The 14380-nt window shown below is 42.3% G+C and carries 9 protein-coding genes and 1 riboswitch; of the genes, 4 read left to right on the top strand and 5 right to left on the bottom strand.

Features of this window, described 5'->3' with window-relative positions; translation table 11 throughout:
• Window positions 1-230: 230 nt before the first annotated feature.
• The 5 genes from rapA to thiB form a co-directional block, all read right to left on the bottom strand.
• Window positions 231-3137, bottom strand: a complete 2907-nt coding sequence (rapA, locus tag PR725_RS00380) for an RNA polymerase-associated protein RapA (RefSeq protein WP_110731769.1) — start codon at window positions 3135-3137, stop codon at window positions 231-233.
• Window positions 3138-3514: 377 nt separating this feature from the next.
• Window positions 3515-5866, bottom strand: coding sequence for a DNA polymerase II (locus PR725_RS00375; RefSeq protein ID WP_117162526.1), 2352 nt, complete (start codon window positions 5864-5866; stop codon window positions 3515-3517).
• Window positions 5867-5928: 62 nt separating this feature from the next.
• Window positions 5929-6639 carry a thiamine ABC transporter ATP-binding protein ThiQ gene (gene thiQ, locus PR725_RS00370; RefSeq protein WP_004908647.1) on the bottom strand — a complete coding sequence of 237 codons (711 nt, stop codon included), beginning with the start codon at window positions 6637-6639 and terminating at the stop codon, window positions 5929-5931.
• Window positions 6632-8236 carry a thiamine/thiamine pyrophosphate ABC transporter permease ThiP gene (gene thiP, locus PR725_RS00365; RefSeq protein ID WP_109911783.1) on the bottom strand — a complete coding sequence of 535 codons (1605 nt, stop codon included), beginning with the start codon at window positions 8234-8236 and terminating at the stop codon, window positions 6632-6634. The genes thiQ and thiP overlap by 8 nt, the downstream gene beginning before the upstream one ends.
• Window positions 8212-9216, bottom strand: a complete 1005-nt coding sequence (gene thiB / locus PR725_RS00360) for a thiamine ABC transporter substrate binding subunit (RefSeq protein ID WP_109911784.1) — start codon at window positions 9214-9216, stop codon at window positions 8212-8214. The genes thiP and thiB overlap by 25 nt, the downstream gene beginning before the upstream one ends.
• Window positions 9217-9274: 58 nt before the next feature.
• Window positions 9275-9372, bottom strand: a riboswitch (TPP riboswitch).
• A gap of 112 nt (window positions 9373-9484) precedes the next feature.
• Here thiB and rppH point away from each other — a divergent pair.
• From rppH to PR725_RS00340, 4 genes are all read left to right on the top strand, one after another.
• Window positions 9485-10018: an RNA pyrophosphohydrolase gene (gene rppH, locus PR725_RS00355; protein ID WP_004908658.1), complete on the top strand. Its 534-nt coding sequence runs from the start codon at window positions 9485-9487 to the stop codon at window positions 10016-10018.
• Between the two features lie 3 nt (window positions 10019-10021).
• On the top strand, window positions 10022-12268 hold the full coding sequence (ptsP, locus tag PR725_RS00350; RefSeq protein ID WP_004908660.1) for a phosphoenolpyruvate--protein phosphotransferase: 2247 nt from the start codon (window positions 10022-10024) through the stop codon (window positions 12266-12268).
• Window positions 12269-12431: 163 nt separating this feature from the next.
• A complete protein-coding gene (gene lgt, locus PR725_RS00345) occupies window positions 12432-13328 on the top strand; it encodes a prolipoprotein diacylglyceryl transferase (protein ID WP_004908663.1) in 897 nt (298 codons plus the stop codon).
• 119 nt (window positions 13329-13447) lie between these two features.
• Window positions 13448-14299, top strand: coding sequence for a thymidylate synthase (locus PR725_RS00340; protein WP_004908666.1), 852 nt, complete (start codon window positions 13448-13450; stop codon window positions 14297-14299).
• Window positions 14300-14380 lie beyond the last annotated feature (81 nt).

Here is a 14380-nt window from a genome sequence, read left to right as displayed (position 1 = left end):
TACCCGTCATACTTCAAGTTGTAGGGGTGTTAGCTTCACTCAGCTACTCGGGTCACGTACTTATGTATGCTCCCCAAGATATCTTCGTTTGCTGCCTACCTACAACTCGAATTACTTAGGGTAACCCTATTTTTATTACGCAAAAGTACGAAATAAAATAATTAGTTCGAGTTGTAGATTTTAAATTAATTATCAAACCATATAGAACAATATGGTTTGATTATCATAGTTTACTGATGAGTCACCACAACTAAGCGAATGGCATCTAGGCGCCATGTGGCTTGGTCGATATTGGTCATCAGTTGCTGGCGCTCTTCTTCAATAATATCAAGCTCTTCATCACGGATGTTTGGGTTGACCGCTTTGAGTGCTTCTAAACGAGAAAGCTCCAACGTCAGCGCTTTATCAGCCGCTTCTTTTGCATTTTCTATCAATGCTTTGGCTTCTTTTTCGATCATCGGCTCAGATAAGCGTAATACCGAATGAACCTCATTTTGTACTGCATTTACCAGTTTGCTCGCCATATGGCGGTTAATGGCATTTAATTGGCGGTTAAAACTTTCAAACTCAACTTGAGATGATAAGTTATTACCTTTTAAATCAATTAATAAGCGTACCGGGGTTGCTGGTAAGAACCGGCTGATTTGCAGGTTCTTAGGCGCTTGAGCTTCCACAACGTAAATGAGTTCAGTCAATAAGGTGCCAACAGGCAGCGCTTTGTTTTTCAGTAAAGAAACCGCACAACTGCCTGTATCGCCAGATAACACTAAATCTAAACCATTACGAATAATAGGGTGTTCCCAGCTGATAAATTGCGTATCTTCACGGGAAAGCGCTTGCTCTCTATCAAACGTGATGGTGCAGCCATCTTGAGGAAGTCCTGGGAAATCAGGTACTAACATATGGTCAGATGGCGTTAGGATAATTAAGTTATCACTTTTGTCTTCTTGATTAATGCCAACGATATCAAAAAGATTGAGCGCAAAGTTAACCAATTCAGTATCGTTATCGCCTTCGCTAATTTCTTCAGCTAACTGATTACCTGACTCGCCACCGTTTGAATGCATTTCAAGTAAGCGGTCACGGCCTTGTTCTAATTGCAATTTTAAGCTGTCATGCTCTGCGCGGCAGGTTTTAATAAAATCATCAAAACCTTCAGTGACTGTCGGTTCAGCCATAAATTGCAGCAATGGTTGGTAGTATTTATCGTAGATAGCTCGGCCTGTTGGGCAGGTATGTTCAAAGGCATCTAAGCCTTCGTGATACCAACGGATCAATACAGATTGAGCGGTATTTTCTAAATAAGGCACATGAATGCTGATATCACGGCTTTGGCCAATACGGTCTAAACGGCCGATGCGCTGCTCAAGTAAGTCTGGATTAAACGGCAGATCGAACATCACCAACTGGTTAGCAAATTGGAAGTTACGCCCTTCAGAGCCGATTTCAGAACACAATAGCACCTGTGCCCCTTCTTCTTGAGAAGCGAAATAGGCAGCTGCTCGGTCACGCTCTAATAGTGATAACCCCTCATGAAACACGGCAGCACGAATCGCTTCGCGTTCGCGTAACACTTGCTCCAATTGTAGTGCGGTTGCGGCTTTCGCGCAGATTACTAACACTTTTTCATGGCGGTTTGCGGTCAAAAAGCCCATTAACCATTCAACACGTGGGTCAAAGTTCCACCAAGTGGCATTTTCACCTTCAAACTCTTGGTAAATTTGCTCAGGGTAGAGCATTTCTTTTGCACGTGTTTCAACGTCTTTTTTACTGCCCATAATACCTGCCACTTTAATTGCAGTTTGGTATTGGGTGGGCAATGGCATTTTTAGTGAATGCAACTCACGGCGAGGGAAACCTTTGACACCATTACGGGTATTTCTGAACAACAGTCGGCTGGTACCATGGCGATCCATTAACATGTTGATCAGTTCTTGGCGTGCGGCATTGCCGTCTTCACTTTCAAGGTTTGCAGCCTTTAATAGTGGTTCGATATCTTGTTCTTTGATTAGCTCATTAAGCAAATTTTGCTGGTCATTAGTTAGTTTATCACCTGACAGCAACAGCGAAACCGCATCAGCAACAGGGCGGTAGTTTTCTTGCTCAGCAATAAACTCCTGGTAATCATGGAAGCGGCTAGGGTCAAGTAAACGCAGGCGAGCGAAGTGACTTTCTTGGCCTAGCTGTTCCGGTGTTGCCGTTAATAGCAAAATAGACGGAATATTTTCAGCTAATGTTTCAATAACTTGATATTCGCGGCTCGGGGCAGTTTCGCTCCACTGTAAGTGGTGAGCTTCATCGACAACCATCATATCCCAGCCCGCTTCAACTAATTGGTCAAAACGCTGCTTATTACGGCGGACAAAATCCAGTGAACACAGAACGAGTTGTTCTGTTTCAAATGGGTTATCGCTATCATGTTGTGCTTCACTGTAACGGCTATCATCAAACAAAGAAAAACGCAGATTAAAGCGGCGCAGCATCTCAACCAGCCATTGGTGTTGTAAGCTATCAGGAACGATAACTAAGACGCGCTCTGCACGGCCTGCCATTAATTGCTGGTGGATAATCATCCCCGCTTCAATGGTTTTACCTAAGCCCACTTCGTCAGCGAGTAATACGCGCGGATGGTGGCGTTTTCCCACTTCATTGGCAATATGTAATTGGTGTGGGATCAGGCTTGCACGAATACCGCGTAGGCCTGTCGCTTGGTGTTTGACTTGCTCACTTTGAAATTTGCGCGCACGAAAGCGTAAAGCAAAGCGATCCATACGGTCAATTTGCCCAGCAAATAGACGATCTTGCGGCTTATTGAATGTGAGCTTGCTGTCGAGGAACACCTCTCTAAGGCTCACACCGGTTTCTTGCGTATCTAAACGTGTGCCGATGTAAGTCAATAATCCTTTATCTTCTTCAATGCTTTCAACTTGAAGTTGCCAGCCTTCGTGGCTGGTAATGGTATCACCTTCATTAAACATCACTCGGGTAATAGGGGCATCGCTGCTAGAGTATAGGCGGTTTTCGCCACTGGCAGGGAAAAGCAACGTTACCATACGGGCATCAATTGCCACGACGGCACCTAATCCAAGTTCGCTTTCTGTATCGCTGATCCAGCGTTGACCAAGAGTAAATGGCATAGATTTAACTTAATTCCATAAAATTGAGAGTTTATTTTTTAGATTTTTTAAGACAATTTTTATCAGTGTCTTCGCCCAGTGTTGGTGTAACTCATTAATAGTTACACAAGGAAGAGTTCGAATTATTTTAAAAATAGTCGTTACCTGATGATTAATTATACACATTTAATCATTCAAATTGCAGCAAAGTGAGCACTAAGGCGTTTGCTGGGCTTGTGGCCGAGACAACGAGTCAGTCTATTTGAATTATAATGAGTATTGTTGATTATCACGCATAATTTGTGTAGCCAGACGTGCGAGACACCAAAGGGGCGATATATTAATTCAACCGAAGGCTATCGTCACCTGTTAAAAAAACATCAAAGGTAGAATAAATTTTAAAACAAAAGGGTAATTTGCCCAGTTAGCAGGGTATCAAAGTCATCCTGTAAGAAAGGCAAGATAGCATCTGCTATCGGTTTGATTTGTTTGGATATATAATGTTCGTAATCCGGTTTTGCCGTGATGATTTCCAATGGTTCAGGCCCCGCCTGAGTAATAATATAGTTTATCCAACCGCCATTTTGGTACTGCAAAGGGCGCTGTAATTTTAAATTATAGTCATCAGCAGTACGAGCGGCTCGAACATGCGGAGGAACATTTTTTTGGTAATCAGTCAATTTTCGGCGCAGACGCTTACGATAAACTAAACGGTCATCATATTGGCCCGAACGAATATTTTGGACATACTCACGAATATATTCACGGTAAGGTTGGTGATAAAAAATACGGGTATAGAGCTCTTTTTGGAATATTTGTGCTAATGGTGTCCAGTCTGAACGAATGGTTTCCAGCCCTCTAAATACCATGGTGTCTTTACTCAATCCTGCATAGCGCTTTTTGCTCCCCATTTCGGCACCACGTACGGTGGGCATCAAAAATCGGCGGTAATGGGTTTCATACTCGAGCTCTAAAACACCTTCTAATTGCCATTCTTCTGCTAAATGTTTTTTCCACCAACTATTTACGTAATCACGTAAAGCAAAGCCAATTTTTTGTGCTTGTTCTTCATTGTGGGCATCACGTAACCATACAAACGTGGAGTCGGTATCTCCATAAATAACTTGGTAACCCTGTGACTCAATCAAGCGTTTGGTTGTACGCATAATTTCATGGCCACGCATGGTGATTGATGCGGTCAGTCTTGGGTCAAAAAAACGGCATCCTTCAGCTCCTAATACTCCAGCAAATGCGTTCATAATAATTTTTAGCGCTTGGGATAGTGGTGCATTATGCTCTTTTTTGGCTTTATCCCGCTCTTGCCAGATATGGCTGACAATATCGGGTAAACAGTGGGTTGTGCGAGAAAACCAAGCTTGGCGAAAACCGGGAACCGAATGTGCAAGGTTAGGGTGTGCTAACCCGTCAATCATACCTGCAGGGTCGATGAGAAAAGTTCTAATAATTGAAGGATATAGGCTTTTGTAGTCCAAAACTAATACGGAGTCATATAACCCGGGTTGGGAGTCCATGACAAAGCCCCCGGGGTTCAGTTGCATTTTTTGTTCTGTGAGGTTGGGTGCGACAAAGCCAAGTCGGTGTAAGCGGGGAATATAAAGGTGTGAGAATGCAGCTACAGAGCCCCCCATTTTATCAACAGCAAGACCTGTTACCGTTGAACGTTCCTGCAAGAAAGCCATTAAATCGGTTTTTTCAAAGATTCGATGGACTAAAATACAGTCCTGAATATTGTAGTGAGCTAAAGCAGGTTTATCGTGAGCGAAACGACGGTTGATCTCATCCATTCGGTCATAAGGGGTATCAATCGCTTTACCTTCACCAAGTAGCGCTTGGGCGACAGACTCTAAACTAAATGATGGAAAACTCCAGGTCGCTGCTTTTAATGCATCGATACCATCAATAATTAACCGGCCTTCAGCAGCGGCAAAAAAGACGCCTTGTTTAAATCCATGCTCTCGCCATTCCAGCTTTTTGCTTTGCCGGCCAAACAATAAGGGGATGCCATAACGCTCTGCATGTTTTTGTAATACTTGTAGGTCGAATTGGATTAGGTTCCAACCAATGATGGCATCAGGGTCGTATTGGTGAAGCCATTCATTGAGTTTATGAAGTAATTGCGGGCGGCTATTCACATAGATTAAGCGATGTTCAGCGCTCAATGCAGGCCCTTGTTCTGGCCCCAACATAAATACCACGTTGTCACCACAGCCAGACAGCCCTATAGAATAGAGTTCACCATGTTGGCTGGTTTCGATATCAAGGGAAACGGCCTTGACTAAGGGGCGGTAGCCTTCGCAAGGTTTTAGTTGAAACTCCCCTTGCTGATTTCGAGAAAACCAGACAGAGGCTGCGATAAAGCGTTCCATTAGATACCGTTCACTTGGGCGAATATCGGTTTCTAATAATTCAACACCCAATTCGTTGCAGTTTTTTTCAAGGTTCTGTAATTGTCGATATTGGTGGCAATAAATCGCATAGACCTTTTCACGTTTAAAATCAATTAATTCAAGAAGCCGATAGGTAATATTGGGTTGTTCATCTAATAGGTGTTTTACTCGAGGAAATTGAGATTCAGCTAAAAAACCAATCGCTTTTTGATATGGAACAGTGACCTTTTGTGGTTGGTTATCAGTGAGTAGCCAATAAGAGACCTCGACACCGTGACGGGTGTCTCTCCAGTGCCGGCTAAGAATAAAGCCTCTTTCCGCTGGGGCGATGAGTTGGGTCATTAGGCTACTCGCATAAAAATAGTTAGGATAAATATACGCGAATAGTGTGAATTTATACAGTGCTAATTATTAGAAACGGCTGTAATACTCAATAAAGCAGATGCTGCACTTTGCCCTTGTAATAGGCTTTGGGTATCGCCATCGTAAGCAATTTTGCCCTCTGCAATAACCAGTGTTCTCGGGGCAATTTGTAGGGCATCATCAACATTATGAGAAACCATTAACAGTGTGATTGATTTCTCCGTACAAATTTCCTTGAGTAATAGTAGCATTTCTCGGCGTAATGCAGGGTCGAGAGCAGAAAAGGGTTCATCGAGCAGTAAAATCGGTTGATTACGGATCATGCAGCGTGCTAATGCCGCACGTTGCCGTTGCCCCCCCGACAGTTGCGCCGGTAACCTATCTAAACATTCACTCAGGCTGACACGACTCGCCATTTGCTCAACTTGCTGAATTTGCGTTTTATTGAGGCGCAAATTGGGTTGTAACCCAAGGCCAATATTTTGCCGGATCGTCAGGTGTGAAAATAAATTATTTTCTTGAAATAGCATAGAAACAGGGCGCTTAGCGGGTGGGCTAAAGGTATGGTCTTCGCCATTAAGCTCAATCGTACCATTATTGGGGAATTGAAAGCCGCTAATCAAACTTAATAGCGTACTTTTCCCTGCACCACTAGGCCCCATAACAGCAACAGATTCACCAGATTGAACAGAAAAATCAAACGACATTGTCAGGTTGTCGTATTGGTAATCTAGCTGAGTCAATTTAATCATGATGTTTTCCTGAAATACGTTCAATCAAGCTAAATAAGCAAAAACAAAGCAATAACAATAGCATGGCTGTCACTGCACCATCGTTTGATCGGTAAGCCCCTATTTGCTGATAAAGATAATAAGGGAGCGTGCGGAAGTTATCATTGCCAAATAACGCGACGACACCAAAATCACCAATTGAGATAACACAGGCAAACGCAAGAGCTTGAGCGATTGGTTTGCGTAGTGCTTTCAGTTCAATAATTCGCAAACGATTAAAACCCGAAATATCGAGTGATTGGCATAACGGGTTATAGCGTTCAGCACTGTCTCGCATAGGGTTTTCTAATACTTTTAACGCATAAGGAATGGCCAACAAAGCGTTAGTCATGATAACTAATGGGTAAGGGGATTCAGGTAAGCCTATCGTTTCATTAAAAAAGATAAAAAAACCTGTCGCGAGGACGATACCCGGCATGGCTAAAATAATTAACCCGCTAAGCTCTATGGCTTGCCCTAAACGAGCTGCTTGGCGTAAGCGCAATTCGCGGCTGCTCCATAACAACATTAAGGTTAGTACCACACAGACAGCGCCAGCACACAGTGCAATAAACACTGAGGTTGCCGTGGCTTGCCATAAGGCGGGTTGCTGCAATACCGCCCAAAGTTGCCCATTTAATCCATCGAAAATAACCGCGAACAGCGGGGGGAGTAGTAATAGTATGGCAGCGGCGATGAGCAAAAAATCACGAATGCGGCGAAACGTGTTATCAGCAGGATCAACCCATTGGGACTGATGACTAAAACCAACAGAAAATACACTATTTACTCTGTGGCAGATAAACATCAAACCGACACAGAAGAAGAGTTGAATTAGTGCTAAAATAGTGGCTCGCCCTAAATCAAAATCATAATTAAGTGCTTGGTAAATAGCTAATTCGATGGTCGTAGCTGCTGGGCCACCCCCCAACGCGAGAACAGTCGCAAAGCTGGCAAAGCACAGCATAAAAATTAACGCAGCAGTGGGTAATATTTGTCTCCGTAAATAAGGCCATTCTAAAATGGTAAATTGCTGCCACTCATTAAACCTCAGCTGTGCTGCAATTTGCCGTTGCTCAATAGCGATATTTTCTAAAGATTGTAATAGCATACGCGTTGCTAGCGGCATATTAAAGAAGACATGTGCTAGCAAAATCCCCTTTAGGCCATAAGGCGAAAAACTGTAATTAAGCCCCAATAATTGGCACAGTTTAGCCAGCCAACCCGTTTGCCCGTAAACCGATAAAATACCAAATACGGCAACTAACACAGGAAGAACCAACGTCATTGCACATAAGCGTAAAAATAGAGTTCGCCCAAAAAAACGACGGCGATGCAATGCTCTGGCGAGAAAAATAGCAGGGACTACAGAAAAAATAGCGGATAAAAAAGCCTGCCAAAAGGTAAAACCAATCACATGCCACAAATAGCTATCGCTGATAATATCAGCCATTGAAATTTCAGGCGCAAAAAACCACAGAGCACCAAAACTAATGAGTGCAACGGTAATCAGTAATCCGGAGGCCAACGCCCCCGGTAGTAGAGATAAATTAATTAGCGACTGACGGCGGTTTGCCATAAACGAGTCCAATTTTGGCGTTCTTTGGCCACTTCTTGAGAACTAAATTGTAAGGCTTTTTCAGGTAGAGGTAACTGGTTATAGACCTCTGGCAATGGAATATCAATGACCGGATACATCCAGTTGGTTGTTGGTAAAGTATTTTGGAATTCAGGGGTTAAGACAAACTGTAAAAATTGTTTTGCCAATTCAGGCTCTGGACTGTTTTTTAACCTTGCAGCCACTTCAACTTGCATATAGTGCCCTTCATTAAATAAGGCGGCAGCATAGTTATCTTTTTGGTCATTGAGCATTTGATAGCCCGGCGACGAGGTATAACTGAGTACAAAATCACCTTCTCCTTTTAAGAACAGGCCATAAGCTTCACTCCAACCTTTTGTTACGGTAAGCGTTTTGCCTGCCATTTTTTGCCATGCATCAGCAGATTTGTCGCCATACAGCTTTTCAATCCACAGCATCAAGCCAAGTCCAGGGGTACTGGTTCGAGGGTCTTGGTAAATAATTTTCCAATTATTTTCACTATTTAATAATGCATCCATGCTGGCTGGTGGTTGTTTAATTTTATTAGTGTCATATATAAATGCGAAGTAACCATAGTCATAAGGAATGAAAGTTGAGCTATCCCATGAAATAGGGAGTTTTAATGCGCTGGTATTAATGTCAGCAGGGGCAAACAGGCCTGTTTTTTCAGCAGAATCTAATAAATTATTATCTAATCCTAAAATTACATCTGCTTTACTTTTTTTTCCTTCCATTCTGAGCCTGTTTAGCAGAGCTACGCCATCCCCCAGTGCGATTATTTTTAACTCACAATCGCACTGCGCTTCGAAATTCTTTTTAATTTGTGGGCCCGGTCCCCATTCTGCTGCAAAGGAATCGTAGGTATAAACAGTAAGCGTTGGTTTATCAGCCCATGCCAATTGACTTAAACTGAGTGCACTAAAGGTAAGAATAGATGCTATAATTTTGTTTTTAAACATGCTTTTTCCTGCGCTAAAAGATAGTGACACAGGATTTGAGGAGGAACCGGTGCAGATATGCAGGCGGTGGCTCAAATCCCTACGCCGGTATTAACCGGATCAGGTTCTACGGGTTATTTCTCAGCCTAAATAAATTCGGCACCCCGTTGAGATGTTCACTATTGTAGTGACTTCAGGCATATCTGCAAACTGTATTGATATAGGTTTACCAGTTTAGGTATGTGTGAAACAATTAGGCATCTTTCAAATTTGGTTATTGAGGTAGTCTGTGATTGATGATGATGGCTACCGCCCGAATGTAGGAATTGTAATTTGTAATCGGCAAGGGCAAGTTTTATGGGCCCGCCGCTATGGTCAGCACTCATGGCAATTTCCTCAAGGAGGCATCAATCCTGGGGAATCGCCGGAACAGGCGATGTATCGTGAGCTATACGAAGAAGTCGGGCTACAGCGTAAAGATGTCAGGTTATTGGCATCTACCCGTAATTGGTTACGTTACAAATTACCCAAGCGTTTGGTGCGTTGGGATACAAAACCTGTTTGTATTGGGCAGAAACAGCGTTGGTTTTTACTCCAACTTCAATGCAATGATGCCGATATAAACGTGCAGCGCAGTAAATCGCCAGAATTTGATGGCTGGCGATGGGTCAGTTATTGGTATCCTGTTAGGCAGGTCGTTTCTTTTAAACGTGAAGTTTATCGGCGTGTCATGAAAGAATTCGCCCCCGTAGTAATGCCTTTACAGGAACAAAAATTACCACAACGACCCACTTTTAATAACCGTAGGCGTGGAGCAAAGTAGCCTATGTTGATGCGTTTACGTGAAATTGTCGAAAAAGTTGCAATGGCGACAAGTTTGACTGATGCGCTAGAAGTGTTGGTGAATGAGACTTGCAAAGCAATGAGAACAGATGTTTGTTCCATTTATTTAGCCGATCACCTTCGCCAATGCTATTACTTAATGGCAACCCGCGGGTTAAAAAAACCTAGCGGGATTGCTATTCGTCTAGGTTTTGATGAAGGTGTCGTAGGGGCGGTAGGGCGCCAGTCTGAGATGCTCAATCTAGCCGATATTCGTGAACACCCTCAGTATAAATTCCTGCCTCAGCTTAAAGAAGAACGCTTGAGAGCTTTCTTAGGTGTTCCCGTGGTCTATCGTCGCCAATTATTAGGCGTGCTGGTGGTACAGCAGCGGGAAAAGCGGTTGTTTAATGAAACCGAAGAATCTTTCATGGTCACATTGTCAATGCAACTGGCTGTGATTTTGTCACAAGCGCAAGCGAAAGGTATTTTTGGGCAATATCGGCAAAATAGAATTAAAGCGATTCCGGTATCACAGGGAATTGCAATGGCTTATGGGTGGCAAGATAGCTCCCAACCTTCTTTAGATAGTATTTTCCAAGCGAGTGCTATTGATATCGATAAAGAAAAACAACGCCTTGTCGCCGCTCTTGAAAGTGCCACAGCAGAATGTCGTCGTATTAGTAAGCGTTTTATGGCTAGCTCAGCAAAAGAAAGTGCTGCGATTTTTGATCTCTATAATCATCTACTTAGTGACCCTCAACTAAAAAAACACCTGTTTGCCGCTATTAATGACAATGCAACCGCTGAATGGGCGGTTAAAACGGTTATTGAAAATTATGTGGAGCAGTTTTCTCGCCTGCGTGACCTTTATCTAAGGGAAAGAGGGGCAGACTTAAAAGCATTAGGTCAACGCTTATTGTTTCATCTTGATGATTCACTTACCGCAAATGAACAATGGCCAGAAAGCTTTATTTTAGTTGCTGATGAGCTAAGTGCTAGCGTGTTGGCTGAGTTGCCTATTGAACAACTTGCCGGTGTGGTCGTGCGTGACGGAGCAACACATTCTCATTCTGCGATTTTAATCAGAGCCATGGGGATCCCTGCAATTATGGGGGCTGATATTGAGCCTTCGTTATTACATAACCGCCATTTAATATTGGATGGGTACCGTGGTGAGGTCTTTATTGAACCTGAAAATTTAATTGTTCAGGAATATCAGCAAATTATTGAAGAAGAAAATGCCATTAGCCGCTTAGCTGAAGGGACTCTTGAGCAAGATGCAATACTTAAAGATGGCGAAAAAGTTCACATTTACCTTAATGCAGGTTTAAGTCCGCGTTACGAGCAACAAATTAACACTGGGGTTGATGGTGTTGGTTTGTATCGTACTGAGCTGCCTTTTATGCTGCACAATGGTTTTCCCTCGGAAGATGAGCAGAAACAGCTCTATAAGGAAGTTTTGCAACTTTTTCCTACCAAACTGGTTGTGCTAAGAACTCTTGATATAGGGGCAGATAAACAGCTGCCTTATATGCCAATTAGCGAAGAAAACCCAAGCTTAGGTTGGCGTGGTATTCGTATTATGTTGGACCAGCCCGAGATCTTTTTGATTCAGCTAAGGGCTATGTTACGGGCGAATACGCTTTCGGGAAATTTACGTATTTTATTACCGATGGTGACAAGTGTTAATGAGATAGACGAAGCAATTTTGCTGGTTAAAAGAGCAAGAGAAGAAGTGAGTGTTTTATTAAAAATGCCAGTTGAGATGCCTCAAATTGGTATTATGCTTGAAGTTCCTTCTTTACTGTTTTTACTACCTGAAATTAAAAAACGTGTTGATTTTATCTCTATCGGGACTAATGACTTTACACAATATTTACTTGCTGTTGACCGTAATAACACCCATGTAGCAGCGCTATATGATAATCTTCATCCCTCAGTTGTGCGCTTTTTAGCAAAGGTAAGTGAAGAGTGCCAACGCCTGGAACTCCCTGTAAGCGTTTGTGGGGAAATGGCAGGTCAACCACTTAGCGCAATGGTATTAATTGCACTTGGGTATCGCTCTTTAAGTATGAGTGGGCGTAGTGTTCCTCGCATGAAATATTTAATCCGCCAGCTTGACCCTGCTTTGATGTCACAGTTAGTACCGAAGTTATTGGCTGCAGAAACTTGTGATAGCGTTAGGCAAGAAGCCAGTGAGTTTATGGAACAGCACCGTTTAGGTGGTTTTGTGCGTGGTGGAATTTAATTTACAACAAGATGTAAGCATCTAATTTGGTTAAGGCCTAAAAATATCAAGTATAAATGGTGATACTTTTTGTTGTATGCTTCAGGGTGCTTCACAAATTGAAGCCTGTTGAATACGTAATAGTCGACGAGTAGTTGGCTTAATGATTAAAAAGTGGGGAACAATGAGTAACAACTACTTAGCATTTCCGGAAATAGATCCTGTTATGTTTTCGATTGGGCCAGTGTCGTTACACTGGTATGGTTTTATGTACCTTGTTGGTTTTGTTTTTGCCCTTTGGCTTGCAGGGCGTCGTGCCGCAAAACCAAATAGTGGCTGGACAAAAAATGAAGTCGAAAACTTGTTATATGTTGGCTTTGTTGGCGTATTTGTTGGTGGTCGGCTAGGTTACGTTTTCTTCTATAATCTTCCTGTTTTTCTTGATGATCCTCTATACCTCTTTAAGGTTTGGGATGGCGGTATGTCCTTCCATGGGGGCTTAATCGGTGTGATATGTGCCATGATGTGGTTTGCTCATCGTACTCGCCGTCGTTTCCTGCAAGTTTCTGACTTTGTTGCACCATTAATTCCATTTGGTTTAGGCATGGGGCGTATTGGGAACTTTATTAATGGGGAGCTATGGGGACGAGTTACACTTGATACGCCATGGGCATTTTTATTTCCACATTCACGCAGTGAAGATATTCAGCTTGCCGCCCAAGACCCTTCGTTACTACCCATATTAGAGCAGTATGGTGTGCTACCAAGACATCCATCACAACTTTATGAAATGTTCTTAGAGGGAATTGTTCTGTTTCTCATCTTGAACTTATTTGTGCGTAAGCCCCGCCCTATGGGGAGTGTTTCTGGGCTATTCTTGATTGGTTATGGTGCATTTAGGATTATCGTTGAATTCTTTAGGCAACCGGACGCACAGCTTGGTTTATTTGGTGGTATTAGTATGGGGCAAATTCTATCAATCCCAATGATTATTATTGGCATTCTAATGATTGTCTGGGCTTATAAATATGGTAAGAATGTGCCGGCTCATAAGCCACTAAAAGAGCCTAAAAAGAGTTAATTAGTCCATTTATTGGGGCTAACTTAGTCTGTTGAGTATAACTATTTTGTAAATAAAACAATGAAATACAATAAGGCGAAGGTTAGCCACTTAAGTTATTTTTGAAAAAGAGAGTCACTATGAAGCCGTATCTTGATTTATGCCAGCGTATTATTGATGAGGGTCAATGGGTTGAAAACAAACGTACAGGTGTTCGTTGTTTAACCGTTATTAACGCTGACCTTGAATATGATGTTGGTAATAATCAATTCCCCTTGATTACGACTCGTAAAAGTTTCTATAAAGCGGCGATAGCTGAACTTCTCGGTTATCTCCGTGGCTATGACAATGCAGCTCAATTTCGTGAAATTGGTTGTAATACTTGGAATGCAAATGCAAACGAAAACCAAGCATGGCTGAATAATCCCCATCGCAAAGGTGAAGACGATATGGGGCGCGTATATGGTGTTCAAGGGCGCTCATGGCAACGCCCAGATGGAACACATTTAGATCAGCTGAAAAAAGTCGTCAATAACTTAAAGAATGGTATTGATGACCGTGCGGAAATTATCACTTTCTATAACCCTGGTGAATTTGAAATGGGCTGCTTGCGTCCTTGCATGCATACTCATACTTTTTCACTATTAGGTGATACGCTACATTTAACATCTTACCAGCGTAGCTGTGATGTACCTCTTGGTTTAAATTTCAACCAAGTACAATGTTTTGTTTTACTCGCTCTAATGGCTCGTATTACAGGACATAAAGCAGGTAAGGCTTATCATAAAATTGTGAATGCACATATCTATGAAAACCAATTACCTTTAATGCGTGATGTCCAACTAAAACGTGAGCCTTTTGCTTCTCCGTCATTGATTATTAACCCCAAAATTCAGTCATTAGAAGATCTCGAAACATGGGTAACTTCAGATGATTTTATCCTTGAAGGGTACCAGTGCCATGAGGCTATCAAATATCCATTTACTGTTTGATTAGTGAATAAATTTTTAACTAAGATGGTTTTATCAAAAACCATCTTAGTATTGTTTTTTAATATCTTATTAATTTTCCTC

This window comes from Providencia sp. PROV255 (assembly GCF_028478065.1).
Classification (GTDB): Bacteria; Pseudomonadota; Gammaproteobacteria; order Enterobacterales; family Enterobacteriaceae; genus Providencia; species Providencia rettgeri.
This window is presented reverse-complemented; position numbering and strand designations above follow the sequence as displayed.